Source organism: Corallococcus sp. BB11-1 (assembly GCF_026626625.1).
Taxonomy (GTDB): Bacteria; Myxococcota; Myxococcia; order Myxococcales; family Myxococcaceae; genus Corallococcus; species Corallococcus soli.
Genome location: NZ_JAPNJY010000002.1, coordinates 152,789 through 177,294 on the forward strand (window position 1 = coordinate 152,789; position 24,506 = coordinate 177,294).

The following is a 24,506-nucleotide window of genomic DNA, read 5'->3' on the forward strand; positions in this document are numbered from 1 at the left end:
CACGAGGGGAGTCCATGTCGGGCGAAGGTGAAGGCCAGGACCTGCGGGAGACGGTGAGGCGGCTGGAGGCCACGGTGGCCGCGTTGGAGACGCGGCTCGCGAAGCTGGAGGCGCCCGGAGCAGCGCGCCCCGTGTCGCCGCCGCCCGCCGCCGCGCCCCCCGCCTCCGAGCCCGAGCGGCGGGACCTGGAGGCCCACGTCGGCACCTACTGGCTGAGCCGGCTGGGCATCGTGGCGCTCATCATCGGCATCGCGTACCTCATCACCTACCGCTTCGGGGAGCTGGGGATGCTGGCGCGCGTGGGCGCGGGCTACCTGCTGAGCGCGGGGCTGGGCGCGTTCGGGCTGTGGCTGTCGCGGCGCAACGAGCTCTTCGGCCGCATCGTCTTCGGCGGTGGGCTGGCGCTCGCGTACTTCGTCACCTACGCGCTGCACTTCATCCCGTCGGTGCGGGTCATCGACAGCCAGGTGCTGGCGCTGGTGCTGCTCGCGGCGTTCGTGGTGGCCATCGTCACCATCGCGCACCGGATGCAGTCGGAGACGGTGGCGGGCATCGCGCTGTTCCTGGGGCTGCACACCGGGATGCTCAGTGACATCACCGCGTTCACGTTGCTGTCCACCACGCTGCTCGCGGCGGGCGCGCTGTTCTTCCTCGTGCGCAACCGCTGGGTCATCGTGCCGCTGTCCAGCCTCGTGGCCGTCTACAGCACGCACGTCGTCTGGGCGGTGCGCACCGGCCACATGGCCCCCGGCGCCCCCGAGGACGACCGGCTCTTCTTGAGCCTGGGCTTCCTCGCGCTCTACTTCCTGCTGTTCTGCGTGGCGCTGCTCGCCCGTCCGCGCGAGCTGTCCCTCCGCGCGAGCCTCGCGTTCACGCTGCTCAACTGGGTGGGGCTCACGTCGCTGGGCGCGTACGAGGTCTCCCAGGATCAGGAGCCGCACCTCTTCAGCTTCCTGCTCATCGTCGCCGTGGCCCATGGCGTAGGGGCGGCGGTGGCCCGGCTCCAGCGCGCGCCCGTGGGGCTGATGCACGCGTACCTGGCGCTGGCGGCGGTGACGCTCGCGCTGGCCATGCCCGCCCGCTACGACGACGTCGCGCTGGTGGCGGCCTGGACGGTGACGGGGCTCGTGGCGGGGCTGGCCGCGCGCGGGGTGGAGTCCCCGGTGCTGCGCGGCGTGGGCGTGCTCATCCTCTTCGTGGCGCTGGCGGCGTGCGAGTGGGAGACGCCGGGGCGGCTGACGCTGCTCGCCGGGCTGGTGGCGGCATTCGTCCTGGTGGAGCGCGGCGGGACGGTGCGCGTCGCCGGACTCCCCGAACCGGAGACGCGGACGCTGTTCACTGCGGTGTGCGCGGTGGGCGCGGGCCTGTCCCTGGTGGCGCTCATTGGCGCGCGGATGCCCTCCGGACTCATCACCCTGGGTTGGGTCATCGCGGCCTTCCTCCTCTTCGGCCTGGGCTTCGCGGTGCGCGAGCGGTGGTACCGGCTGGCCGCGCTGGCGGTGATGGGGCTCGCGCTCGGGCGACTGGTGTTGGTGGACGTGGCGCGGCTGCCGCCGGATCAGCGGGTGCTCACCTTCATCCTGCTGGGCGTGATGCTGCTGGTCGTCTCGTACACGTACACGCGGCTGCGCGACCGGCGCGGCTGACCGCGCGAAGTCCCAAGGTGTCATGCGCCCGGCTGGACAGGCGTTGCCCACGCCAACGCCTGGGGTAGGATGGTCTCCGCACAACCCACCCGGAGGTCCCCCCATGGCGTCCCCCACGGATTCGCAGGATCCCTTCGAGCGCATCTACGTCGTCTGTGAGCAGGTGCCCTCCGGTCAGGTGGCGACCTATGGGGACATCGCCGCCATCGTCGGCCAGGGCTGCGATGCCCGCACCGTGGGCCACGCCATGGCCGCGCTGGGTTCGCGCGCGGCGAGCGTGCCCTGGCAGCGGATCATCAACCGCACGGGCGGTATCAGCACCTCCGGCGGCCGTCAGCGCGAGCTGCTGGAGGCCGAAGGCGTCACCTTCGACGACAAGGGCCACGCGCGCATGGACGCGCACCACTGGGCAGGCCCCAGCGAGGCGTGGGCCCGGGAGCGCGGCTTCAACGTGCTGCCCCCCCGGGAGGGTCCCGCACCGTCCCCGCAGCTCACGCTCTTCTAGGGTCCACGCAGCGTCCTGGCGCTCGGGCGCGGCCGTGGAGCGCTCGGCGGCCCGCCTGCTTTTCAGCACGGAATAAACACGGCACCTTGGCGTCCTCGCCCACTGCTTGGACCTCCGAATGTCGGTTCCCCTGCTTCGTTGGGGCCTCGTGCTCCTCGTCTGTCTCCTGGCGCCCGCCGGGTTCGCGAAGGACGTAAAGGTCCGCAAGGCCAAGGCCAAGGCATCGCGCATGGTGCGCATCCACGGCGGCCACCGGATGCACCGCGACGCGGCCGCGGCCTTCGAGCGGATGACAGCGGAGGCCCGGGAGTCCGGGCGGACGCTGCTGGTGACGAGCGCGTGGCGTTCGTACCGCCAGCAGCACTACCTGTGGCGCCTCTATCGCAAGGGGCTCGGGCCCAAGGCCGCGCGGCCGGGCCGCTCCAATCACAACCGTGGGCTGGCGGTGGACCTGGTCGTGGGCAGCGGGCTGGAGTCGCCCACCTATCTCTGGCTGGCGGGAAACGCGTGTCGCTTCGGCTTCCGTCGCACGGTGGCCTCGGAGCCGTGGCACTGGGAGTACCGGCCGCGCAGCACGCCCAAGCCCCGGGACGGTGAGGACTGCCTGGGCCGCCCGCTGGACGTGGAGCAGGAGCCCGCGCCGGCCGTGGTGCGCACCGATGCGAGCTGACGGCTGGGGCCGTTGAACTGAGGGACGCAGGGGCGGAGCCAGGCGGCGGCTTCGAGTGCGGAGCCGCCGCCGGACCATGGCGTCAGCGCGCGAGGAAGGCACGCATCGCGGCCACGACCTCCGCGTGCCGCGTGAGCCACAGGTAGTGGCCGGCGCCGTCGAGCCTCACGAGCTTCCAGTTCGGCATGCCCCGCAGCAGCGCGTCCTGCGCGGCCTCGTGCTCGCGCACCTCGGGCAGGAAGGCCCGTGCACGCTCGCGAAGGTCGGCGGGGACGCTCTCGCTTTGGGACAGGAACTCCACCCAGCCCGCGAAGGCCTGCTCGTCGGAGATGGCCAGCACGGGCCCCTTCAGCTTCGCGAAGTCCGGCTCGGCCGCGCCGCGCACCGACAGCTCCGTCGCTTCGGGCAGCCGGTGGTAGCGCAGGTACGCGCCCGTCGTGGCATCGAACTCATACGCCTGCTCCAGCTCATGCGGAGGGAAGCGGCCGCCCAGGTCCTTCTCCAGGATGGCGGCCACGGCCTCGCGTGACGGCTGGCCGTCGAGCACGGAGAACGGCAGCGGCGGCAGGGGGTGGCCCTTCAGGAAGTCGGCGATCTCCCCCCGGTTGTCCGTGGCGTCCAGGAAGATGAGCGCCTCCACGCGCTCCGGGTGGTGGATGCCCAGCCAGTTCAGCTCATCCCCCGCGAGCGAGTGGCCCGCGAGCGTCGCCTTCGCGAGCCCCAGCCCGTCCAGCGCGACCAGCACATCGTGCCCCAGCGTGGCGCTGTCATAACCGGTGGTGGGCCAGCTCGACGCCCCGAACCCGCGACGCGTGAACGCGTAGACGTGATGCGTGGCGGTGAACTCCGGCGCCAGCACGTCGTAGACGTGGGCGGTGCTGCCCAGGCCCGGAAGGAACACGAGCGCCGGTCCCTTCCCGCCGTAGTCGAGCACCTCCAGCTCCACGCCCTCCGCCACCTGGACCCGCCGCACCTGATGGAGGGGATCCGTCCCGTCGCCGCCAGGAGGCACCGACGGCGTGGTGGAGCATGCGCAGAGCAACGACAACGAGAACACGAGCCAGGACGTTCGCATGGACAGCGACCTTCGCACGGTTCGCCCCGGCCTCCAGCCGCAAATCCAGTTTCAATTCAGAAAACCACGTATAATTAGATTTATTTGCAAATTTCGGCCCCTGCTGAATCCCCCCTCCTGGAGACAGATGATGCGCACGAACTGGATGACGTGGTCCCCTGCCCTGCTGGTGTCCGCGAGCCTGATGCTGGCCGCTTGTGGTGGGGCCGGGATGGAGGCATCAACCCCGGAGGTGTCTGGGATTGAATCGGTGGAAAGCGAGGCGAACTCGCCCATCTACGACCGCGCGCGGGCCTATGCCGCCGCCAATCCCAAGCGCGACGGGGGCACGTGGAACCAGTGGTGCGGTTCGCTGATGGTCCGCTTCGGGCAGCTCCCCGACTCCGCGGTGCGGCCCACGGCCATCGAGGCCTACCGGGCGTCGAGGATCGTCTCGACGAACCCGGCGACGGCGCTGATTGGCGCCTTCCACTGGTGGGACATCGGGTCGGCGGGCCACGTGGGCGCGGACCTGAACGGCGGCGGTGGAACGGTCTTCATGGCGACGTACAACCTGTCGCAGTCCTGGGGGGATGCGATTGGCGTCAACAGCGTCTCCGGCTACTCGTCGAAGACGGGCGCGCGCTACCTGGGCTGGTCCATGGACTACGCGGGCGGACGCATCGCCGGGGGCGGCGGTTCGCCGGGCGGAGGCCTTCCCCAGACGTCCACGGAGTTCGACGGCATCCCGGGCACAATCTATTACCAGCGCATCCAGACGGTGGGACAGCGCGACTTCGGCTACACGGGCCCCATCGACGGGGTGACGGGGCCGAACACGGAGAAGCTCCGCGTGCGCATCACCGCGCGCGAGCTGAACAACCGGGGCGGCCCCCGCACCTCCGCGCAGGAGGACGGCATCCCCGGCGCCATCTACTGGAGCCGCGTGCAGACGGTGGGCCGGAGCTTCGGCTACACGGGCCCCATCGACGGCGTCCCGGGCCCCGCGACCTACAAGGCCGAGCACCGCATCTGCGGCTACGCCGTGAACCGGGCGTTCTGACCCTGGAGGTTGCGTGACGGTGCGTGGGCCGCGTGCCCACCGTCGCCATCCTCGTGGACGTCGGTTAGCGTGCGGCCCTCTCCATGGAAGAGGGGGCCCATGCGCGTCGTACCGTCCATCCTGGAATCCGTCACGGTTCATGCCGAGGGCGCGCTGTGCACGCGGGCCTTCGTGCTGTCCCCGGAGCAGGGACACCTGCCCGACAAGGTCCGCATCGAAGGCCTGCCGCTGGCCCTGCGCGCCCACTCCCTGCGCGCCCGGGTCGTGGAGGGCCCCGCCGGCCTGCTCGTCCGCGACCTGCGGCCCACCTTCGAGGCGCGACTGCCCTCGGAGTCGGACCTGCCCGTGGAGCAGCACGCGCTCGAAGCCTCGGAGGCGCTGCTGTCCGACGTGCACGCCCGGCTGGAGCGAGTGCGCGGGGAGCTGGACACGCTCCAGCGGCTGACGCCCGTCTTCCCGCCCCCGCGCAAGGGCCAGCCCCCCAGGGAGGCGCCGCTGGCCTCGATGCTGTCCCTGGCGGGGTTCGTGGACACGGAGCTGACGGCGCTGCATGCCCAGCGGTTGGTCCTGGAGCGGCAGCTGCGCGACGCCACGGCGGAGGTGGAGCTGCGCCGCCGCCGCATCCAGGAGCTGTCCTCCGCGCTCAGCGGCGACCGGGCCCGGCTGTTCCGCGCGGCGCAGCTGACGCTCTCCGGGCCCCTGCCTTCGGACACGGATGCGCGCCTCGTGCTGGAGTACGCGGTGGTGGGCGCGCGCTGGGTCCCCACCTATGACCTGCGCCTGCCCCGGACGCTGGAGGAAGGCACGCTGCGCATGCGGGCCGCCGTGCTCCAGCGCACGGGCGAGGACTGGACGGGGGTGCGGCTCTCCGTCTCCACAGCGGACCTGATGCGACACGCGGAGGTACCGGAGCTGAAGTCGCTGCGCATCGGGCGCGTCCAGCCGCCCCCCGCGCGCTCCGGCTGGCGTGAGCCCGCCCCGGGTCTGGATGAGCTGTTCGCGGGCTACGACGCCCTGCGCGCCCCGCCCTCCCCCGCCCTCCTGATGCCCGAGCCCGTGCCCCAGGAGATGCCGATGTACGAGACCTCCGAGGAGGAGGGCGCGCTCGCGGACGACGAGGACTCCTACGAGAAGGAGTCTTCCTTTGGAGGCGCTCCCGGCGCTGCGCCCCGCCCGGCGGCTCCCGCCATGTCCAAGCCCCCCCCGCCACCACCGCGCCCGGGGGCCCCCATGGTGGGCGGCCGTGCTGCGTCCGCCCCGAGGGGCGGGAGTGCCACCGGAGAGGTCGCCATCCCGCGCGGACCGCCAAGGATGGCATCCGCGCCCAAGGGCGGCGGAGGAGTGGAGCGTGCCAAGAAGCGCATGGCCGTAGCGGACTTCGATGACGCTCCGGTCAGGGACCTCCTGGGCGCGGATGAAGAAGAGGACGGCGACCTCCCCCCGCCCGCGCTGGAGCCCGCGGAAGGGCTGCTCGACTACGAATCCCTGACGCTGGCGCCACCGGGCGCTTCGGATCACCGCGGCCGGCTGCGGCCCCGTCCGGCGCACGTCACGCAGGCGATGCTGGCCCTGTCCGCGGTGCGCGTGCAGGTGGACGTGGTGAACCTCGTGGCCGTCGCCATGACCACCGCCGCGGCCGTGAACCTGCTTGCGCCGCCCACCTGGGCGGTGCCTCCGCGCGACTCCGCCCGGCACTTCGACGCTCGCTTCGACGCGGAGGCGAGCGCGGACGTCCCGTCCGACGGGGCATGGCACACGGTGCCCATGCTGACGCTGCCGGTGGAGCTCAGCGCCGAGTACGTGGCCGTGCCCTCCGTGGAGCCGCGCGTCTTCCGCACGGTGCGGCTGGACAACCCGACGCCCCACCCCCTGCTCGCGGGCCCGGTGGACGTGACGCTGGAGGATGAATTCCTGATGACCTCGCCGCTGCCCACGATGGGCCCCGGCGAGACGCAGCGGCTGGGCCTGGGCGTGGAGGAAGCGCTCCAGGTGGCGCGCAACACCCGCTTCGACGAAGCGACGGGCGGCATGTTCGGCAACAGCACGGTGCTCACGCACCATGTGTCGGTGGAGCTGGCCAACCACCTCTCGCGGCCGGTGAACGTCACCGTGTCCGAGCGCGTGGGCGCGGTGCCCGAATCCCAGAAGGACATCAAGGTCGAGGAGACGGAGGTCACGCCGCCCTGGCACAAGCCCACGCCCATCCCGGGCGAGCTGCCGGTGGAGGGTGAGCGCGTCTGGCGCGTGAGCATTCCCGCGGGGGCGAAGCGTTCGTTGAAGGCGACGTGGGTCGTCAAGCTGCCCGCCAGCAAGATGCTGGCGGGCGGAAACCGGAGGACGTGATGCGCACTTCCATCTTGTTGCCCCTCGTCAAGGTGACGGTTCTGGAGGACCGGGCCCTCATCGAACGCAGCGGCGAAGTGACGCTGCCCCAGGGCGCCACCCGGCTTTGGGTGGACGGACTGCCGGCGGTGGCGGTGGACCGCTCGCTCCAGGCGAAGCTGTCCGGCGGCATGGTGACGCAGGCCAGCCTGCGCCGCTCCATGCGCGCCGTGCTCCCGGAGGCGCTGCGCGAGCAGCACACGGAGCTGGCGCGCCGGGCCTTCGAACACGAACAGGCGATGGAGCAGGCCCACGCCCAGGTGCGCCGCCTGGAGGTGAAGCGCGGCCTGATGCAGGCCGCGCGCGCGGACGTGCTGCGCGCCATCGCCGAGCGCACGGGCGCGGGCGAAGCGGACCCCGCCCGGTGGAAGGAACAGCTCGACACCCTCCGCCAGGAGCACACGGCGACGGACGACGCGCTCCGGCAGGCCCGGCGCCACGAGGCCCGCCTCCAGCGCCAGCACCAGCAGGAGACCCGCGACATCCTGTCCCGCACGGAGCGGCCCGAGCCGACGCTGGACGTGCGCGCGGAGCTGGACGTGAGCCACGCGGCGGGAGGCCCGGCGACGCTGACGCTGACGTACCTGGTGCCCTGCGCCGCGTGGCGCCCGGCCTACCGGGCGGCGCTGCGCACCACGCCAGAGGCGGCGACGGTGACGGTGGAGTGTAAAGCCGTCGTCTGGCAGAACACGGGCGAGGCGTGGAAGGACGTGATGCTGGCCTTCTCCACGGCGAGGCCCACGCTGGGCGCCACGCCGCCCCGGCTCCAGGACGACTGGCTGTCGCTGCGCGACAAGACGGCGCGCGAGAAGCACGTCGTGGACGTGTCCATCCGCGAGGAGGCGCTCCAGACGACGGGCGAGGCCAGGACGACGAAGGCCGCGGATGCGTTGCCCGGCATGGACGACGGCGGCGAGCCGGTGACGCTGGCCTCCCCCCACAAGGCCACGGTGCCGTCGGACGGCGAGGCCCACCGCGTGGCGCTGTTCACGTTCGCGTCCCCGGCGGGCTCGGAGCTGGTGGCCTGCCCGGAGCAGTCCCCGCTGGTGCACCGGGTGGCGCGCTTCGACAACACCGGGCCGGCGGTGCTGCTCGCGGGGCCCGTGGATCTGATGCGCGACCAGGGCTACGTGGGCCGCGCGCAGCTGAAGTTCGCGGGCCGGGGCGAGCGCGTGAAGCTGGGCTTCGGCAGCGAGGACTCGCTGCGCGTGTCGCGGCAGGTGGACGTGGGCGAAGAGGTCGCGCGCATCACCGGGCGGCGCACGCGCACGCAGCGGGTGAAGCTGTTCGTCTCCAACATGGGGGCGAAGCCGGCGGACCTGGCGGTGGAGGAGCGCATGCCGGTGTCGGAGGTGGAGGCGGTGGAGGTGGCGCTGCTCAAGGACGCCACCAAGCCCGCGCCCACGCAGGTGAGCGAGGAAGGCATCGTGCGCTTCCAGTTGAACCTGCCACCGCGCTCCCGGCAGACGGTGGCGTTCGGCTTCACGTTGACCAGCGCCGCGAAGGTGTCGGGCCTGTAGTCCCTTCGCGAGGAGAGAGGAGCCTGGGAGTCATGCCGTTCGCCACGAAGTCCGGCCGCCGCATCCACTACGAGATGGAAGGCCAGGGTCCTCCCCTCCTGCTGTTGCACGGCATGCTCCAGTTGGGCTCGCACTGGACGCTCAAGGAGTACGCGCCCGCGTTGAAGGGCGCGTACACGGTGGTGACGTTCGACTCGCTGGGCCACGGCCAGAGCGACGCGCCGCACGAACCCGAGGCCTATGTGCTGCGGCGCCGCGTGGAGGACGCGCTGTCGGTGCTCGACACGCTGTCGATACCCCAGGCGCATGCGTGGGGGTACTCGATGGGGGGCTGGACGGTGTGTGGGCTGGCGGCCATCGCGCCGGAGCGGCTGGCGTCGTACGTGGTGGGAGGGTGGGATCCGACCAATGGCCTGCGCACGGCCGCCGTGGCGCTGGCGAAGAACCTCCCGCCAGGGACGGAGGTGGACTGGTTTCAGGTGTTGTTGATGGGCGCCCGACGCGCGCCGGAGCTGGCGGAGGTCATCGCCACGGGCGACCTGCGGGCCCTGCGCCTGTGCTTCCAGGCCTGCGAGGACACGGCGGGCCTGGATGAAGCGCTGGTGCGGTCCGGAAGGCCGGGGCTCCTGTACTGCGGAGCCCAGGATCCGTACCACGACCCCATGAAGGCCGTGGCGGAGCGGGCCGGGGCGAGCTTCGCGACCATCGAACACGCGGACCACGGCGGCGCCTGGGCGAAGGCGGCCAGGGTGTTGCCCCGGGTCGCCGCGTTCCTGGCGTCCGTGACGCGGTAGGGACCCTGGCCTGTCCCGGCCCCGCGCCGGGTGGGCCGCCTCACGACGCGGACTTCACCAGCTCCCGGATCTGCTGCGCGGCCATGCTCGCGGGAACGCACCGCAGCAGCGAATCCCGCACGAAGCGAGCGGCGCCGTTCTCCCATTGGCCCACGCGCCCCATCTGCCGTGAGCGCACGACCATCTGGTTGGCGCGCGTCAGCCGGCGGGCCTCGTAGGCGCGCAGCGCATCCTCCACCGGGCCCGGGGCCGCCAGGCAGTCCGCCAGCACCACGGCGTCCTCGATGGCCTGACAGCCGCCCTGCCCCAGGTTCGGCGTCATCGGGTGCGCGGCGTCGCCCAGGAGGGTGACCCGGCCCCGGCTCCATTGGGGCAGCGGCGGGCGGTCGTGGATGTCCGTGCGCAGGACGCGCTCGGCAGGGGTCGCCGCGAGCAGGGCCGCGATGGGCGCATGCCATCCGGAGAAGCGCTCGCGCAGGGCGGAGAGCGTCTGTCCGGGGGCGTCCTCCGTCCCCGCCGGGGCGTTGAGCGTGGCGAACCAGTACACCTCGCCATGGCCGATGGGCACGATGCCGAAGCGCGCGCCGGGCCCCCACGTTTCGGAGACGTGTCCCGGGGCGACGAGCTCCACGGCCGGGCACACGCCGCGCCAGCTCGTGTAGCCGGAGTACCGGGTGGGCTGTTCGCCCCACAGCCCGGTGCGCACGGCGGAGCGCAGGCCGTCCGCGCCCACCAGCACGTCGCCGGAGACGGTGGTGCCGTCGGACAGGGACGCGGTGACCCGGGCCCCGTCGTCCTGGAAGCCCGTCACCGCGACGCCCAGGCGCACGTCATCCTCCGGGCTGACGTGGGCGCGCAGGACGGCCTGGAGGCGGGCGCGGTGCAGCGCGACCATGGGCGCATCCAGCTCCCGCTGGAGCGCCCCCACGTCCACCTGGGTGAGGCGCTGGCCCGACGCATCGAGCACGGCGCTGTGTTCCACCAGGGCCCCTTCGGCCACCACCGCGTCACACAGGCCGATGCGGCGCAGCGCGAGCGAGGCATTCACCTGCACGATGAGCCCCGCGCCCACCGGCCGCAGCGCGTCCGCGCGTTCGAGCACGGTGGCGCGCAGGCCGGCGCGGTGCAGCGCGCACGCCAGCGTGAGCCCTCCAATGCCAGCCCCGGAGATGAGGACGTGTCGGACGGGCGCGGGCGCGACGGGAGGCGGAGTCATGGCTGCCTTTCAGGAAGGCCAGCGCTGGCGGTCAACCGAACCAGCGGCCGGAGTCCGGAGCGAAGATTCGCACACGATCCAGGAGCGAGGCGGGCAGCCGGGCCTTGAGGGTCGCGTGGACCTGAGCGGGGCTGTAAGCCTGACTGAAGTGCATCAGGACCAGGGCCTCGTTCTGGAAGCGGTCGGCCATGGAGGCGATCTCCTCCAGGTGGATGTGGGCCCGCTCCTGCGCATCGCGCACGGTGCGCTCCGCGTCGATGAATGTGCATTCGAGGATGAGCACGCGGCTGTCGAACAGGGACGGCTGGCGCTCCAGCACGTTGGACAGCGTGTCGGTGCAGTAGGCCAGCTCCAGCCGTTCGACCTCATCGAAGAGGGGCTCACCGGCCTGGCGACGGCGGCCGATCTCCGCGGGGGGCAGCTCGCGGAACTCGGGCTTGAGCTTGGAGACGCGGCGGATGAACTGGTAGCCCAGCGATGGCACGGGATGGTGCGTGCGAAAGGCACGCACCCAGAGGTCCTGCTGGAGCTTGAGGGTGTCACCGGGGCGCATGGGCACGGTGTGGAGGTCCGCGTTCATGCGGTGCAGCCGTCCCAGCGCGGCGATGGCCTCCTGGACGGGGGCTTCAATCTCCGCAGGGAGATAGACCTGCGGTGGGCCCTTCCCCACCAGCGCGCGGATGCCCAGGAGCGACCCCAGTGCGCTGGCGTGGTCCGCATGGCCATGACTCAGGAAGATGCGATCCGTGCTGGCGAAGGAGCGGATGGGAACGCCGACATCCAGCAGCACGCCCAATTCCGGCACGAGGAGTGACGTGTACACACCGCCCACGGAGATACCGCGCACGGTATAGGGTCCTGCCTGCACCTCGGTCAGCATGCGGCGGAGCTTATGCGGACCGGAGAAGGAAGGCGCTCGTGCGGTTGAAGCCGACGTGGACGTTGGGGGTGCTGGGCATGGCGGTGCTGCTCCAGGGCTGCGCAGGGGCGCGGTTCAAGCTCGACTCCGCGACGAACGCCTGCCGGACCCAACCTGCCTCCTGCGCCCAGGCCGCCGGGCAGGAATCCATCCTCCCCTGGACCATCCGGGCCGTGGGGACGGCGGGAGGCTCAACGGTCGCGGCAGCGAAGCTCCTGGATGAGGCGCTGCTGAAGCAGGTCACGGAGGCCATGACGGAATGCGCGGACAAGGCCCGGGCAGAGGTCATCCTTGAGCACTTCGGGACCCGAAGCCCGACCCGGGAAGAGTGCATGGAAGTGGGCACCGACAAGAAGAGAAAAACCTTCACCCGGGCCATGCTTCTTGGGGAGCAGATGCATCGTATCGCCCTGCTCTGTGCTGCTGAGAAATTGAATGAACTCCAGCCGGGGAGATTCAACCTCGACCCCACCTACAAGTATGACCCAGACAGCAAGAAGACGACCTGGTTGTCACCAGACAAAGTGGACATCATTCGGCGCGACGGGAACTTCTTCGAACTAAAAGGGTCCCTTGTACCGGACGTCGTCCTTCATGAAGGACATCCAGAACGGGTCCAAGCTGTCTACGACTTCAAATTCCCCTGTATCGACCTCTCTCAACATCCTCGTTGGCGAGAGTACGCGCCAGGGCATCCCTACGCAGGAAGAAACCAGAACGAAATCTATATCGAAGCATTCAAGACCAGTGCCGTCTTTCGAGTCTCCCCCTGGATAGGAGCAAGCTTCTGATTATGGAAACCCCAAGAATGCAGGTCACACGAAAGGGCCGAGCCTACACACAAGAGAGCATCAGCATCTGCTTCTATTTCTCCAGTTCCACGGTGGAGGTCTCAGGCGCCGTCACACTGGCATTGCAGAAATTCCTTGAAACAACCGGGGAACAAACCTTCACATATTATGGCCATGAGGACGGTGATTGGCGGGACCTGAATGATGCCGGATGGGAATTGATTCGCGCAAAATTCCTGCGTTCGATCCGCACGCACGTAGCACTCACCGACGACAGACCCCATCCCGACAAGTATGAGTTCAATTATGACGGGAAAGACCTTCAAAACCAAACGTTTCGACATCACCCTGGCGCAGTTTCAGCCGTTCAATTCATTCTTCCCACGGCATGGCTGAAGGCACATGGCCCGCAACGCGTCCGGAACCTGGCACTCGCACTGGCCTCGCTGCTGCCCTTCAACTCAGGGCATGTGGGGCTTTCCGCGACGGGCTTTTTGGACGGGGCCACCATCATGAACGACCTCGTTCCCCAATTGCTCCAGCACCCAGGGGTCGACGTCATGGATCTACTGCTCACCGCCTATGACATCGGCACCCGCCTGCGCGTCCCGCACTGGATGACGTTCATCGGTGATCCCGCCCTGAGCGAAATGGGCGGCCCGGACTTCCTGCGCTCCCAGCTCCACACCCCTGGCACCACCGTGGAGTCCCTGGACGCGTCCCGGGCTGTCGTCACCCTGGGCCCGGCCCCGGAACCCGGAGGCCCCGACCAGCCGCTGCCCGCGTACCGGGAGCTGGCCCGCGTCCTGGAGCCCTGGGCCTTCCACGCCCCTCACGGCCCCCCGGGCTTCCCCGCCGCGACCTTCCAACAGTGGGACCGCCGGTTCCTGGACGACTGAACCGGCGCCCCACGTCACACGTCAGTTCTTCGCGCGCTCGTACTGGTGCGGCCAGAGGACGTCCGCGTGCAGCTCCTTCGCGGCGCGCAGCGGCCAGTACGGATCGCGCAGCAGCTCGCGCGCCAGGACGACGACGTCCGCCTGCCCCGTGGCCAGGACGTGCTCGGCCTGGAAGGCGGAGCGGATCATCCCCACCGCGCCCGTCAGCAGGCCCGTCTCCTTGCGCACCTTCTCCGCCAGCGACGTCTGGTAGCCCGGCCCCACCGGAATCTTCACCCCGGGCACCACGCCCCCCGACGAGCAGTCGATGAGGTCCACGCCCTCCTTCGCCACCAACTTCGCCAGCGCCACCGAGTCCTCCGGCGTCCAGCCCCCCTCCACCCAATCCGTGGCGGAGATGCGCATGAAGAGCGGCTGTGACTCCGGCCACTTCTCCCGCACCGCGCGCGTCACCTCCAGCGCGAAGCGCGTGCGGTTCTCGAACGAGCCGCCGTACCGGTCCGTCCGCTTGTTCGACAGCGGCGACAGGAACTCGTGCAGCAGGTAGCCGTGCGCCGCGTGCAGCTCCACCACCTGGAACCCCGCCGCCTTGGCCCGCACCGCCGCGTCACCGAACGCCTTCACCACCCGCGCGATGCCCGCCTCGTCCAGCGCCGCAGGCTTCGGATACGCCTCATCGAACGCCTCCGCCGTGGGCCCCACCGGCGTCCAGCCCCCGTGCTCCGGCGCCACCGTGGAGCCCGGCCCCGCGTCCCAGGGCCGAGGCGTGGAGGCCTTCCGGCCCGCGTGCGCCAGTTGCACGCCCGACGCGGCGCCGTTCTGGTGCATGAAGCGGTTGATGCGCGCCAACGTCTCCACGTGCGCGTCCTTCCACAGTCCCAGGTCCTGCGGCGAGATGCGCCCCTCCGGCTCCACCGCCGTGGCCTCCGTCAACACCAGCCCCGCGCCCCCCACCGCGCGACTGCCCAGGTGCACGACGTGCCACTCATTGGCGAAGCCGTCCTCGCTGGAGTACTGGCACATGGGTGAGACCACCACGCGGTTGCGCAGCGTGACGTCCCGCAGCCTCAGCGGGGTGAACAGCCGGGTGTTGCTCATGGCGTCTCCTTCGGGGAAATCCCCGTCTGTCTTTCAGGCAGCCCCAGCGCCTCGCGCACCTGCGCCGTGCTCCTGCCCATCCAATGCCGGCGGTGGTTGTCCTGCGTGGTGAGGCTGCGCGTCTCCATGCGGTCCACGTAGAGGGTGCCGTCCAGGTGGTCCACCTCGTGCTGGAGGATGCGCGCGTACCAGCCCCGCGCCGACAGCGACACCGGCTGCCCGTGCTCGTCCAGCGCCTCCACCCGCACGCCGCGCGCCCGGGGCACCAGCGCCGCGAACCCGTTCACGCTCAGGCAGCCCTCGTGGAACTCCGCGGGCGTCGGGTCCTCCACCACCAGCCTGGGGTTGATCAATACGTGGAACGCCACCGGCGCGCGCTCCCGCGTGGCCAGATCCGCGGGCGTCGCGCCGGCCTGGTACTCCGCGCGGTCCTCGATGACGACCAGCCGCAGGCCCACCCCCACCTGGGGCGCCGCCAGCCCCACGCCGGGCGCGTCCCGCATCGTGTCGCGCATCAGCGCGATGAGCCGTCGCGTCTCCTCACTGCCAATCTCCTCGGGGGTCAGCTCGCGGGCGCGCTGTCGCAGCACCGGCTCTCCTGCCTGGACGATCTTGAGCACCATGGTGGCCCCACCGTAACAACCGCTCCACTGCCATGCCGCATCCCCGTGAGGCGGGCACGGGCCCGGTCGCCCGCCTCCCCACGGGGAGGACGGCCCCGGGGACGCCGCGGGCCCGCCGGAGCGCACGGGGCCCTCACGGACACGAGGCCACTGACGGTAGGCTGCGTCGCACCATGGCTCGCCGCAAGAAGGCCGAAGAGACCACCGCGCGCGTTCGCAACCTGCTCGCCCTGGACGCCGCCGGGATCATGCGCCGCCTGGCCGCACGCCGGGAGGAGATGTTCATCCTCTTCTCCCGCCTGCGCAGCCGGGGCCCGCTGGTGGAGACGGTGGCGTCGCACTACGCCGCAGGCGCCTTCATCCAGCTCATCCACCTGTCGGAACAGGAGCAGGCCGTGGTGGACCACTTCTACACGCGCCTGGACGAGCTGCGCTGGTACTTCACCTACACGGAGGACATGCCCGGCACCGCGCACCAGACCTTCATCGCCCTGCACCGGCGGCTGGAGGAGAGCTACCGCCTGTTCGTGGAGACCATCGGCCTGCCCGTGCAGCCGGACGGCGTGCGCGTGGTGAACGCGGAGGCCATCCGCCACGAGGGGACGACGGTGGAGGCCACGCCCGTGGCGCTCGCCCCCCTGCCCCGCCGTCGCCGCGCGCCTCCCGCCTGAATCAGGCCGCGGAGGCCTCCGCCGCCGCCGCGTCCACGCTCGCGTCCGTCGCCGCCGGGGCCCCGGCCTTCGCCAGCCGCTTCATGGACGCCTTGCCCACGACGACGTCCACCATCTTGCGCGCGCGCGTCCAGACGCTCTCCTGCACGTAGGGGATGCCGTACTTCTCGCACAGGGCGCGCACCTTCGGCTGCACCTCGGCGTACTTCAGCATCGGCAGGTCCGGCCAGAGGTGGTGCTCGATTTGATAGTTCAGCCACAGGTGGGCGTAGTCGTTGAGGTCGCCGCCCGTGCGGTAGTTCGCGCTGCCCAGCACCTGCTGCACCATGCGCTCGGCCTTGTTCGCGGGCGCGCTGTCGAAGCGGTACAGGTCCTCGCCGGTGTGGTTGGGCCCCACGACGAAGAACGTGTGCAGGTTGGTGACGACGTCCGCCATCACGGAGTTGCAGAACACGCTGAAGGCCGCCCAGGGACCCAGCACCAGGAACGCCGCCGGGTACAGGCCGAAGTTGACGGCCGCGTACGGCAGGTAGCAGCGCGTCACCAGCTCCCACACCTCCGCCCGCGTCAGCGAGCCACCCTCACGCCGGCCCTTGCGCCGCAGCGACCCCAGCGTCTCCGGCGCGTAGTAGCTGGCGCGCCAGGTGATGGCCAGGAGCGCCAGCTGCAGGTAGCGCAGCGGCAGCGGCCGGCCCGTGTCCCGGAGCGTGCCCTCCGCGTTGCGCTCCAGCAGGTCGGGGTCCGCGTCCTCGCCGGTGTGCGAGTGGTGCAGCACGTTGTGCTCGAAGACCCACGCCTCCGGCAGCATCCAGTCCAGCCAGTCCAGGAAGCGCCGGTGGCCCTTCGCGAAGCCCTTGCTCGTGCGCGACACGGGCAGGCCCGGCACCCGGTCGTAGCCCCGGTGCCCCACGTGGTGCATGAGCAGCCAGCGCGTCGAGCGCCCCAGGCCCAGCGCCACCGCGCTCAGCGGGTTGGGGGCGATCCACGCCGTGCCCACGCCCAGCCCGGTGGCCACCCGTCCCCAGCGCTCCAGCTTGCGCAGGTGCGCCGCGTCCGCCTCGCCCAGGGAGGCGTCCACCTGGGCACGGATCTCCTTCAGCTCCCGGTAGAAGCCCTCCGCGTCCACGGAGGCGAGGTCGAAGTCGGGGGTGCCGCGGGACATGGATGGACTCCTGGGGGGCGGGACGGGGGAACCACGGGCAGGGCCCATGCGAGGCCGCACGCTAACCTCCACCCGGAGCGCCGGAAAGCCTTCGTTCCAGCTCACCCGCTCGCCGGGCGGCGGGGCAGGACCAGCTTCGCGGTGAGCACCTGCACCACGTCCCCCCGCTGGTTGCGCGTCTCACTGCGCACCGTGGCGATGCCCCGCGCCGGATTCGTGCGCGAGGGGGTGACCTCCACCACCTCGCTCTCCACGTGGAGCACGTCCCCGGGGCGCGTGGGCCTGGGCCAGCGGATCTCCCCGCCCGCCCCGATGATGCCCCCCCGGAACGGCAGGCCCCCCTGCACGTTGAGCTTCATGGTGATGGCGGCCGTGTGCCAGCCGCTCGCCGCCAGGCTTTCGAAGAGCGTGTCCTTCGCGGCCGCGTCGTCCAGGTGGAAGCCCTGCGGATCAAACTGCCGGGCGAAGGCGATGATCTGCTCCGCGTCCACGGCATGCGTGCCGCTGACGAAACGCTGGCCCACCTGGAGGTCGTCCAGGAACAGCTCCTTCCGCTCCCCCGTCTCCGCTGGATTCATGTCCCTGTCCCTTCGTGCCCGGTGCGTCGCGAACCGATAGTGCCCACCTCCGATGGGTGGATCCACCAATCCATGACAGACTGGGCGCTATCCGAATCCTCCTCTCAATCGCATTCTGGATCTTCTTCGCGCTGTCCAGCACGGCACTGTTCCTGGGTGCGCTCCTGCTGTGGGCCCTCACCCGCCCGTTCGACGCGGATGGGCGCGTGCTGCACCTGTATTCGTGCTTCTGGGCGCAGCTGTACTTCTACGTGAACCCGCTGTGGCACCTGCGGGTGGAGGGCCGCGAACGCCTGCCGTGGAAGGGCGCGGCGGTGCTGGTGGCCAACCACGAGTCGCTGGCGGACATCCTGGTCCTGTTCGGCCTCTACCGGCCGTTCAAGTGGGTGTCCAAGGCGGAGAACTTCAAGCTGCCGCTCATCGGCTGGAACATGCGCCTCAACCGCTACGTGCCGCTCATCCGGGGCGACCGCGAGAGCATCATCCAGATGATGGCCGGGTGTGAGCGCTGGCTTTCGCGCGGCATCCCCATCCTCATGTTCCCCGAAGGCACCCGCTCCAAGGATGGCGAGGTGAAGGCCTTCAAGGACGGCGCCTTCACGCTGTCCATCCAGCAGCGCTGCCCCATCATCCCCATCGTCCTCACCGGCACCGCGCGGACCATCCCCAAGCACGGGCTGGTCATCCAGCAGGCGGTCCACGCCCGGGTGCGCGTGCTGGAGCCCGTCGACCCGGCCGGCTTCAACGGGGACGTGCACGCCCTGCGCGACCACGTGCGCGACGTCATTGTCCGAGAGAAGGCGCGCATGGAGGCCGAACGTTGAGCATCACGCGCCCGTGACGCCCGCCCCGCGATGAGGCGGTCCCGTCCGGGCCACTCCAGGGTATGAGCAGGCCGTGCCTCTCCCCCTGAATCCCCGCCGTCTCCCCGCCCTGCTCGCCGTCGCCCTCCTGGGCCTGGGCGCGCCCCGGGCCCGTGCCCAGGACCTGCCACCGTCCACTTCCGGACTCCTGGGGCCCGCGGAGATCGCGGAGGTCGTGGTGGACAGCCCGGGCAAGACGAAGCACGGGACCATCAGCTCCTACGCGCAGCTGGGCGTGGGCGACACGGTGGATGACGTGGAGCTGAAGAAGGTGGAGCGGCGCCTGCTGTCCACCGGGCTGTTCCAGGACGTGCGGGTGCGCACGGAGCCCCTGCCCGACGGGCGGGTGCGACTCCACCTGGAGGTGAAGGACAAGGCGTCGTGGGTGGTGGCCCCCACGGTGGCGCTGTCCTCCGCCAACACCGGCGGCGGCCTGCTCTACGCGGAGAACAACCTGGCCGGCCGCGCGAAGAAGCTGGCCGCGGCGGCCCAGGTCAGCACCGGCGAGAGCGGCATTTTCGTGGGCTACCTGGATCCGCTCGTCTTCGGGCTGCCGCAGCTCAAGTTCAGCCTGGAGGGGCAGCTGCGCAGCGACCGCGTGGATGAATACCTCCCCGGCGCCAGCCAGGACGACCCCGCCATCGTCCGGCGCACGCGGCTCAACTCCGCGTCGCTGGCCGGGGAGCTGGGCTTCATCCTCTTCGAGCGCGTGCGCGCGGCGGCGAAGTACCGCCTGGCCAGCATCGACGCGCAGTCCCCCGACACCGAGAAGCCGGTGACGGAGCAGGCCTTCTCCGTGGGCCCGTCGATGCGCGACACGTCGCTGCGGTTCATGGTGGGGCTGGACTCGCGCCAGACGCTGCACGCGGTGACGGAGGGCCTCAACCTGGAGGGCTCCTACGAGGTGTCCGTCCCGGGCGTGTGGAGCGAGTTCCGCTACCGCAAGTTCGGCATCCTCTACCGCCAGGGCCTGCGCTTCTTCAGCGAGAACAACCTCGTCCTGCGAGGCGAGCTGTCCGTGGGAAAGGACCTGCCCTTCCACCAGGAGCTGGTGATGGGCGGCGGCACCCTGCGCGGCTTCCAGTACCGCCAGTTCCGCGGCGACACGCGGCTCACCTTCACCGCCGAGTACCACTTCCCGCTCTTCTCCATCAAATCGCTGGCGTTCCGGGGCGTGGGCTTCTCCGACACGGGCCTCATCGCCTTTCGCGAGCTGCCCCAGGGCGGGACCCTGCGGGACGCCAACGGGCGCGTCATCCGCGGCTACCTGCCCGAGTCCAAGTCAGGGCTCGACAACGCCACCGTGGCCCAGGGCGTGGGCGCGGGCCTGCGCCTGTACCTGAGCAACGTCGTGCTGCCCCTGCTCGGGGTGGACGTGGCCTACGGCGTCAACTCCGGACAGGTGCGCGTCTACCTGGTCGCAGGCGTCACGCCTTCCTGAGGCAAGCCGTCCAGCCTGGAGCTCCCGCGCGCAGATGAACTCGAAGGTGAGTTCGTAGGCGCTGCCCTGCGGGAGCCCCGGGGCTGAATCCGAGTTAAATAGGAAAAACCTGCACAACCCAAGAAGCGCGACGATTAGAGTCGGGGCTCATGCCCATCCTCCCTTTCGCGTCCGTGGCCCGTGGTTCCTTCCTCTCACGCCGGAGCGCCCTGGCGCTGCTGGGGGCGTTCGCGCTCTCGGCCAGTGCCTGCACGCCCGCCATGCCCATCGAGAAGGCGCGGGTGCTCGGGACGGGCGAGGAGGTGACGGTGGAGGGCTACGTCTCCGTGCAGCCCGGCGCGTTCGCCTCAGCCCTGGGGGATGAGGGCTTCGCGGTGCAGGACTCGACCGGCGGCATCTACGTCAAGCTGGAGCAGAAGCAGTCCTTCGGACTGGACGCGCGCGTGCGCATCACCGGCACACTGGATGAGCAGAACAAGCTGCGCATCCTCAAGGCCGTCCCCATGGACGTGGACCTGCTCCCCGGGACGAAGACGGTGGTCGCCAGGGACGTGCGCACCGGCGACGTGAAGGAGCCCGTGGAGGGAAGGCTCGTCCGCGTCAGCGGCAGCTTCACCCGGCCGTTCGAGGACGACTCGCCCTACGGCTACAAGCTCTACATCGACGACGGCTCCGGTGAGATCCAGGTGTTCGTGCACATCACCGCGGGCTTCGACAAGGCGGCGCTCGAAGCGCTCGTGGCGTCCGGCGCCTCCATCACGGTGACGGGCCTGGCCGCGCAGTACGAAGACACCTACGAGGTCGCTCCGCGCCAGCCGTCGGACCTCGTGCGCACGTCACCCATTCCGTAGCGGCACGTTTTCACGCCCGCTGGCACACCGTGTGCCAGTTCCGGGCTGTCCGGGCCGTTGGATTTCATGCACTCGGCGCGACGCCTGCGTCCTGGCATATCCACTCGCCAACGCGTGCTTGTCGAGCGAACAGGCGGGCAGGTCCCATCCGTACCGGCAGTGCCAATCCATCCGGGTCCCTGGCGGACGAACGAGGGCTGGCATGGACACACTTCGAAAAACAGCGGTGGTCTTGTTCGCATGCGCGGGCCTGCTCGGGCCGGGCGCCGCGCGGGCCCAGGCTCCTGGCGAGGACGACTCCGGCGACATGATGTCGGAGGAGAAGCTGGAGGCCCTGCTGGACACGCCGACCGCGCAGCCGTCGCAGGACGAGCTGACCGCGGAGGCGTTCGGGCCGGAGCGGCTCACGTCCCACTTCGCCGAAGGGCTGCTGGCCAGGGCGCGGGCGGAGTACGACCGGGGCCGCTACAAGGCCGCGCGGGCGCTGCTCGCGACGCAGACGCCCCCCTCCCTCCCGGGCCGCTACCTCCAGGCCCAGAGCGCGTTCCTCGCGCGGGACTTCACCACCGCGGCCCAGGAGTTCACGGCGCTCGCGGAGGACTACGCGCCGCTGCGCGACCACTGCCTGATGCGGGCCGCGCAGTCCCATGAGCGCCTGCGCAAGCCCCTGCGCGCGGCGGAGCAGTACGGCGCGGTGTCCCCGGGCTCGCCGCTGTACCCGGAGGCCCGCTTCGCCATGGCGCGCGTGCTCAAGCGCCAGCTGCGCATCCCGGAGGCCCTGACGGCGCTGCAGGAGTTCATCGACAGCCGGCAGGCGCGCGGGCCGGACGCGCTCCGGATGAAGGCGCTGCTGGAGTACTGCGGGCTGGCGCGCGCGGCGGGCCAGTACAACGCGGAGCACCGCGCGCTGCTGGAGGTCTGGGCCACCGCGCCCATGTCGCCCGCGGCGGACCGCGCCCGCGCGCTCCTGAGGGACCTGCCGCTGCCCATGAAGTGGCGGGTGCGCCGGGCCGAAGCGCTGGTGGAGCTGCACCAGAACCACGCGGCCATGGCGCTCCTGTCCCGCTCCGGGCCGCGCACGGAGCTGCCGGACGAGCTGGCCTGCCGCGCCCAGCTCACCCTGGGCCGGGCCCTGCGCAAGGAGCGGCAGCACCGCCGCGCCATCCAGGTGCTGGAGCCCGTGGCGCGCGAGTGCCTGTCCCCCGAGCAGCGTCCCCAGGCGCTCTACCTGCTGGCCTACTCGCAGTCGGTGGTCCAGCCGGAGGCCGCCGTGGAGACGTACGCCACGCTGGCGAAGGACTACCCGGAGCACGGCTACGCGGACGACGCGCTGTTCTTCGAGGCCTGGACGCAGCAGCGCCTGGGCCGCGCGGACGAGGCGCTCCAGAACTACGAGGCGCTCGCGAAGCGCTACCCCGCCGGCAACTTCGCCGCCGAGGCCCTGTTCCGCGCCTTCTGGCTGCACTCGCGCAAGGGCGAGACGCAGCAGGGGCTGGCGTCGCTGATGTCGGTGGAGCAGCTCCCGGAGACGGCGCGCACCGACGAAGCCCTGTGGCGCGCGCGCTACTGGCAGGCCCGCGTCCAGGAGACCGGCGGCGCGCTGGATCAGGCCCTGTCCCGCTATGAGCTCATCGCCACCGAGCGCCCCGCGGCGTGGTACGGCCTGCTGGCCCGGACGCGGCTCTCACAGCACGCGCCGGAGCGGCTGGCCCGCCTGACGGAGACCTCCGCGGCCCCGGCGGTGAAGAAGGCGGTCGCGAGCGCGCCCACCGCCGCCCCCGGCTCCGACGAAATCTGGCCCCTGCCCCCCGGCCCGCTCCAGAAGGATCCGCGCTTCGCCGCGGGCGTGGAGCTGCTGCGCCTGGGACAGCCCGGCGTGGTGGAGGAGCTGCTCGCGGTGGACACGCGCGGCCTCGCGGAAGCGCCCGCGCGGCTGCTCTACCAGACGATGCGCCGCACCGGTCGCGGCCGCGCCACGCGCCAGGTGGCCCGCATGTCGCTGCGGCAGGAGACCTCCGGGCCGCTGAGCGCCGCGTCGCGGCCGGTGTGGGAGGCCACGTGGCCGCTCGCGTTCCGTCCGCTCATCCAGAGCCACTCGCGCGCGTTCCGCGTGGATCCGGACCTGCTCCAGGGCCTCATCCGCGAGGAGAGCCGCTTCAACCCGCGCGCCCGCTCCTCCACCGGGGCGCTGGGGCTCGCGCAGCTCATGCCCGCGACGGCGCGGCAGGTGGCGGACTCGCTCAAGCTGACCGCCTTCGACGAGGCCTCCCTGCTCCAGCCCGCGCAGAACGTCCGCCTGGGCGCGGCGTACCTGGGCCAGCTGCTCAAGCACTTCAACGGCAACCCCGCCTACGCGGTGGCCGCCTACAACGCGGGCCCGGCGGCGGTGGAGCGCTGGCGCCGCGCCCTGCCCCAGGCGGAGCTGGACGAGTGGGTGGAGCACATCGCCTTCGAGGAGACCCGCGAATACGTCAAACGCGTGCTCGGCAGCTACAGCGCCTACAAGCTGCTCTACGCCAACGAGGTCCCCTCCAGCTTCCAGCCCGCGCGCAAGCAGCCCCTGGAGGCCGCGCGCACGCCGACGGTGAGTCCCGCGACGGGCACCGGCGGCAGCGGCAAGAACGTGGCGACGCCGACGTCCTCCATCTCCGGGAGGCGGTAGCCTCCACGGAAGCCGGACGGCCGGGAACCATGGTTCCCGGCCGGGACCCTGCTACTTCACGCCTTCGGGCTGAGTGATCGACTCCGAGCGGATGGTGAGCTCGTTGGCCACCGCGTTCACGTCGATGCCCGTGAAGTGACGGTACGGGTACGCCCCGTCCGCGATGGTCTCCACGAACTCCACCGCGTCACCGACGACGGGCTTGCCGTTCATGTCCACGGTGAAGGTGTTCTTCTCCACGCCCACGCGCCACACGCACGCGCCCACGTTCGACGCCGCGCGCTTCGACAGGCCGTCGATGTCGAAGTCGTTCAGGAAGTGCTGGTTCATCTCCGCCCAGCGGAGGAAGTCCCGCCAGTTGGTGAAGACGATCTGCATGCCGGCCGGCTGGGGGCTGGAGCCCTGGAGCACGCCGCCCAGGTAGACGTTCATCGCGTAGCGCGAGCCGCCCGGAGAGCCCGTGAAGGTGGGCGTCATGATGGCCGTGTTCGCCTCACGGCCCGGGGTGATCCGCAGCGTGCTGACCACCTGATCGCCGTCCCGGGCGGCCAGCTGGAGCCCACCCTTGGCGCCCAGGCTCACCGCGCTGCGCTGCTCCCACTTCACGGCCTTCGCGAAGGTGCTGGCGACGCCGTCCGTCTGCGCCGCGAGCCCGGAGACCGACAGGCCCTCCTTCACGGACGCGAGCTTCGCCCGGCCCAGCGCGCAGCTCGTGATGCCGTCGAACTGCTTGATGCACTGGGACTCCGCCGCGGACTCCTGCGCGTTCAGCGAACCGGAGGTCTGGGCGTCGTCGGCACCGCCGGCGCAGCCCGCCATGCTCAGGAGCATGGAAGCCAGCAGGGGACCCGTCATCTTCAGGTGCATGCACTACCTCGTCGTGGGGGGTGGACTGCACCGGCCCCCTCTGCACCAACCAAGCCAATACCTTGAGTCTGTCTGTCTTCACTCGGAGATTTCATGAGTTGAGAAAACAGGAGTAGCCCTGGGCGTCACATGAAACAGCGCATTTGTAGCAAGGGGGGTCACAGCGGGTGGAATGCGCGCGGCGGGGCGGAGGCCCCCCTGAAACCCGGATTCAAGGAATGGGCCGCACCC

22 protein-coding genes are annotated in these 24,506 nt (G+C 70.9%); 14 read left to right on the forward strand and 8 right to left on the reverse strand.

Annotated elements, in window-relative coordinates; genetic code table 11:
* Positions 1–14: 14 nt before the first annotated feature.
* From OV207_RS04505 to OV207_RS04515, 3 genes are all read left to right on the forward strand, one after another.
* On the forward strand, positions 15–1,646 hold the full coding sequence (locus OV207_RS04505; protein ID WP_267552925.1) for a DUF2339 domain-containing protein: 1,632 nt from the start codon (positions 15–17) through the stop codon (positions 1,644–1,646).
* Between the two features lie 103 nt (positions 1,647–1,749).
* A complete protein-coding gene (locus tag OV207_RS04510) occupies positions 1,750–2,151 on the forward strand; it encodes an MGMT family protein (RefSeq protein WP_267552926.1) in 402 nt (133 codons plus the stop codon).
* A 118-nt stretch (positions 2,152–2,269) separates the two neighbouring features.
* Positions 2,270–2,821: a M15 family metallopeptidase gene (locus OV207_RS04515; RefSeq protein WP_193428774.1), complete on the forward strand. Its 552-nt coding sequence runs from the start codon at positions 2,270–2,272 to the stop codon at positions 2,819–2,821.
* 82 nt (positions 2,822–2,903) lie between these two features.
* On the opposite strand, the gene OV207_RS04520 is transcribed toward OV207_RS04515, so the two are convergent.
* Positions 2,904–3,896 carry an alpha/beta fold hydrolase gene (locus OV207_RS04520; RefSeq protein WP_267552927.1) on the reverse strand — a complete coding sequence of 331 codons (993 nt, stop codon included), beginning with the start codon at positions 3,894–3,896 and terminating at the stop codon, positions 2,904–2,906.
* 127 nt (positions 3,897–4,023) lie between these two features.
* Between OV207_RS04520 and OV207_RS04525 the strand changes: the two genes are divergently transcribed.
* The 4 genes from OV207_RS04525 to OV207_RS04540 all read left to right on the forward strand — a co-directional run bounded on the left by OV207_RS04525 (position 4,024) and on the right by OV207_RS04540 (position 9,634).
* Positions 4,024–4,938, forward strand: coding sequence for a hypothetical protein (locus tag OV207_RS04525; protein ID WP_227027693.1), 915 nt, complete (start codon positions 4,024–4,026; stop codon positions 4,936–4,938).
* Positions 4,939–5,037: 99 nt separating this feature from the next.
* Complete coding sequence (locus OV207_RS04530) at positions 5,038–7,281, forward strand: DUF4139 domain-containing protein (RefSeq protein WP_267552930.1); 2,244 nt, start codon at positions 5,038–5,040, stop codon at positions 7,279–7,281.
* A complete protein-coding gene (locus OV207_RS04535; RefSeq protein ID WP_267552932.1) occupies positions 7,281–8,840 on the forward strand; it encodes a mucoidy inhibitor MuiA family protein in 1,560 nt (519 codons plus the stop codon). Before OV207_RS04530 ends, OV207_RS04535 begins: the two co-directional genes overlap by 1 nt.
* Positions 8,841–8,872: 32 nt before the next feature.
* Positions 8,873–9,634, forward strand: coding sequence for an alpha/beta fold hydrolase (locus OV207_RS04540; protein ID WP_267552933.1), 762 nt, complete (start codon positions 8,873–8,875; stop codon positions 9,632–9,634).
* A 40-nt stretch (positions 9,635–9,674) separates the two neighbouring features.
* On the opposite strand, the gene OV207_RS04545 is transcribed toward OV207_RS04540, so the two are convergent.
* Together OV207_RS04545 and OV207_RS04550 are read right to left on the reverse strand one after the other, a co-directional pair.
* Positions 9,675–10,850 carry an FAD-dependent monooxygenase gene (locus OV207_RS04545; protein WP_267552935.1) on the reverse strand — a complete coding sequence of 392 codons (1,176 nt, stop codon included), beginning with the start codon at positions 10,848–10,850 and terminating at the stop codon, positions 9,675–9,677.
* A gap of 31 nt (positions 10,851–10,881) precedes the next feature.
* On the reverse strand, positions 10,882–11,730 hold the full coding sequence (locus tag OV207_RS04550) for an MBL fold metallo-hydrolase (RefSeq protein ID WP_267552936.1): 849 nt from the start codon (positions 11,728–11,730) through the stop codon (positions 10,882–10,884).
* Positions 11,731–11,768: 38 nt separating this feature from the next.
* On the opposite strand from OV207_RS04550, the gene OV207_RS04555 reads away from it, so the two are divergent.
* Positions 11,769–12,560: a hypothetical protein gene (locus OV207_RS04555; protein ID WP_267552938.1), complete on the forward strand. Its 792-nt coding sequence runs from the start codon at positions 11,769–11,771 to the stop codon at positions 12,558–12,560.
* Between the two features lie 17 nt (positions 12,561–12,577).
* Entirely contained in the window at positions 12,578–13,459 is an 882-nt protein-coding gene (locus OV207_RS04560; RefSeq protein WP_267552940.1) for a type VI immunity family protein, read from the forward strand.
* 21 nt (positions 13,460–13,480) lie between these two features.
* Here the strand turns inward: OV207_RS04560 and OV207_RS04565 are convergent, their stop codons facing one another.
* Positions 13,481–14,557, reverse strand: a complete 1,077-nt coding sequence (locus OV207_RS04565; RefSeq protein WP_267552942.1) for an NADH:flavin oxidoreductase/NADH oxidase — start codon at positions 14,555–14,557, stop codon at positions 13,481–13,483.
* Complete coding sequence (gene def / locus OV207_RS04570) at positions 14,554–15,180, reverse strand: peptide deformylase (protein ID WP_267552944.1); 627 nt, start codon at positions 15,178–15,180, stop codon at positions 14,554–14,556. The genes OV207_RS04565 and def overlap by 4 nt, the downstream gene beginning before the upstream one ends.
* 173 nt (positions 15,181–15,353) lie before the next feature.
* Between def and OV207_RS04575 the strand changes: the two genes are divergently transcribed.
* Complete coding sequence (locus OV207_RS04575; RefSeq protein WP_193428763.1) at positions 15,354–15,851, forward strand: hypothetical protein; 498 nt, start codon at positions 15,354–15,356, stop codon at positions 15,849–15,851.
* A gap of 1 nt (position 15,852) precedes the next feature.
* Here the strand turns inward: OV207_RS04575 and OV207_RS04580 are convergent, their stop codons facing one another.
* Both OV207_RS04580 and OV207_RS04585 read right to left on the reverse strand, forming a co-directional pair.
* Positions 15,853–17,013 carry a fatty acid desaturase family protein gene (locus OV207_RS04580; protein WP_267552946.1) on the reverse strand — a complete coding sequence of 387 codons (1,161 nt, stop codon included), beginning with the start codon at positions 17,011–17,013 and terminating at the stop codon, positions 15,853–15,855.
* Positions 17,014–17,114: 101 nt separating this feature from the next.
* Positions 17,115–17,591, reverse strand: coding sequence for a MaoC family dehydratase (locus OV207_RS04585; protein ID WP_267552948.1), 477 nt, complete (start codon positions 17,589–17,591; stop codon positions 17,115–17,117).
* Positions 17,592–17,797: 206 nt separating this feature from the next.
* Here OV207_RS04585 and OV207_RS04590 point away from each other — a divergent pair, with 206 nt between their 5' ends.
* The 4 genes from OV207_RS04590 (at position 17,798) to OV207_RS04605 (ending at position 23,408) form a co-directional block, all read left to right on the forward strand.
* Entirely contained in the window at positions 17,798–18,415 is a 618-nt protein-coding gene (locus OV207_RS04590; RefSeq protein ID WP_420715174.1) for a lysophospholipid acyltransferase family protein, read from the forward strand.
* Positions 18,416–18,488: 73 nt separating this feature from the next.
* Positions 18,489–19,895, forward strand: coding sequence for a BamA/TamA family outer membrane protein (locus tag OV207_RS04595; RefSeq protein ID WP_420715175.1), 1,407 nt, complete (start codon positions 18,489–18,491; stop codon positions 19,893–19,895).
* A gap of 149 nt (positions 19,896–20,044) precedes the next feature.
* On the forward strand, positions 20,045–20,746 hold the full coding sequence (locus OV207_RS04600) for a DNA-binding protein (protein ID WP_267552949.1): 702 nt from the start codon (positions 20,045–20,047) through the stop codon (positions 20,744–20,746).
* A gap of 202 nt (positions 20,747–20,948) precedes the next feature.
* The gene (locus OV207_RS04605) at positions 20,949–23,408 is read left to right on the forward strand and encodes a transglycosylase SLT domain-containing protein (protein ID WP_267552951.1); all 2,460 of its coding nucleotides are present in this window, start codon (positions 20,949–20,951) and stop codon (positions 23,406–23,408) included.
* Between the two features lie 51 nt (positions 23,409–23,459).
* Here OV207_RS04605 and OV207_RS04610 read toward each other — a convergent pair whose 3' ends face one another.
* Positions 23,460–24,275 carry a hypothetical protein gene (locus OV207_RS04610; RefSeq protein WP_267552953.1) on the reverse strand — a complete coding sequence of 272 codons (816 nt, stop codon included), beginning with the start codon at positions 24,273–24,275 and terminating at the stop codon, positions 23,460–23,462.
* Positions 24,276–24,506: the final 231 nt, after the last annotated feature.

Bases quoted from the DNA above. Each gene is read 5' to 3' on its own strand.
- OV207_RS04505 (WP_267552925.1), top strand. From the start codon at position 15: ATGTCGGGCGAAGGTGAAGGCCAGGACCTGCGGGAGACGGTGAGGCGG.
- OV207_RS04510 (WP_267552926.1), top strand. From the start codon at position 1,750: ATGGCGTCCCCCACGGATTCGCAGGATCCCTTCGAGCGCATCTACGTC.
- OV207_RS04515 (WP_193428774.1), top strand. From the start codon at position 2,270: ATGTCGGTTCCCCTGCTTCGTTGGGGCCTCGTGCTCCTCGTCTGTCTC.
- OV207_RS04520 (WP_267552927.1), bottom strand. From the start codon at position 3,896: ATGCGAACGTCCTGGCTCGTGTTCTCGTTGTCGTTGCTCTGCGCATGC.
- OV207_RS04525 (WP_227027693.1), top strand. From the start codon at position 4,024: ATGATGCGCACGAACTGGATGACGTGGTCCCCTGCCCTGCTGGTGTCC.
- OV207_RS04530 (WP_267552930.1), top strand. From the start codon at position 5,038: ATGCGCGTCGTACCGTCCATCCTGGAATCCGTCACGGTTCATGCCGAG.
- OV207_RS04535 (WP_267552932.1), top strand. From the start codon at position 7,281: ATGCGCACTTCCATCTTGTTGCCCCTCGTCAAGGTGACGGTTCTGGAG.
- OV207_RS04540 (WP_267552933.1), top strand. From the start codon at position 8,873: ATGCCGTTCGCCACGAAGTCCGGCCGCCGCATCCACTACGAGATGGAA.
- OV207_RS04545 (WP_267552935.1), bottom strand. From the start codon at position 10,850: ATGACTCCGCCTCCCGTCGCGCCCGCGCCCGTCCGACACGTCCTCATC.
- OV207_RS04550 (WP_267552936.1), bottom strand. From the start codon at position 11,730: ATGCTGACCGAGGTGCAGGCAGGACCCTATACCGTGCGCGGTATCTCC.
- OV207_RS04560 (WP_267552940.1), top strand. From the start codon at position 12,578: ATGCAGGTCACACGAAAGGGCCGAGCCTACACACAAGAGAGCATCAGC.
- OV207_RS04565 (WP_267552942.1), bottom strand. From the start codon at position 14,557: ATGAGCAACACCCGGCTGTTCACCCCGCTGAGGCTGCGGGACGTCACG.
- def (WP_267552944.1), bottom strand. From the start codon at position 15,180: ATGGTGCTCAAGATCGTCCAGGCAGGAGAGCCGGTGCTGCGACAGCGC.
- OV207_RS04575 (WP_193428763.1), top strand. From the start codon at position 15,354: ATGGCTCGCCGCAAGAAGGCCGAAGAGACCACCGCGCGCGTTCGCAAC.
- OV207_RS04580 (WP_267552946.1), bottom strand. From the start codon at position 17,013: ATGTCCCGCGGCACCCCCGACTTCGACCTCGCCTCCGTGGACGCGGAG.
- OV207_RS04585 (WP_267552948.1), bottom strand. From the start codon at position 17,591: ATGAATCCAGCGGAGACGGGGGAGCGGAAGGAGCTGTTCCTGGACGAC.
- OV207_RS04600 (WP_267552949.1), top strand. From the start codon at position 20,045: ATGCCCATCCTCCCTTTCGCGTCCGTGGCCCGTGGTTCCTTCCTCTCA.
- OV207_RS04605 (WP_267552951.1), top strand. From the start codon at position 20,949: ATGGACACACTTCGAAAAACAGCGGTGGTCTTGTTCGCATGCGCGGGC.
- OV207_RS04610 (WP_267552953.1), bottom strand. From the start codon at position 24,275: ATGCACCTGAAGATGACGGGTCCCCTGCTGGCTTCCATGCTCCTGAGC.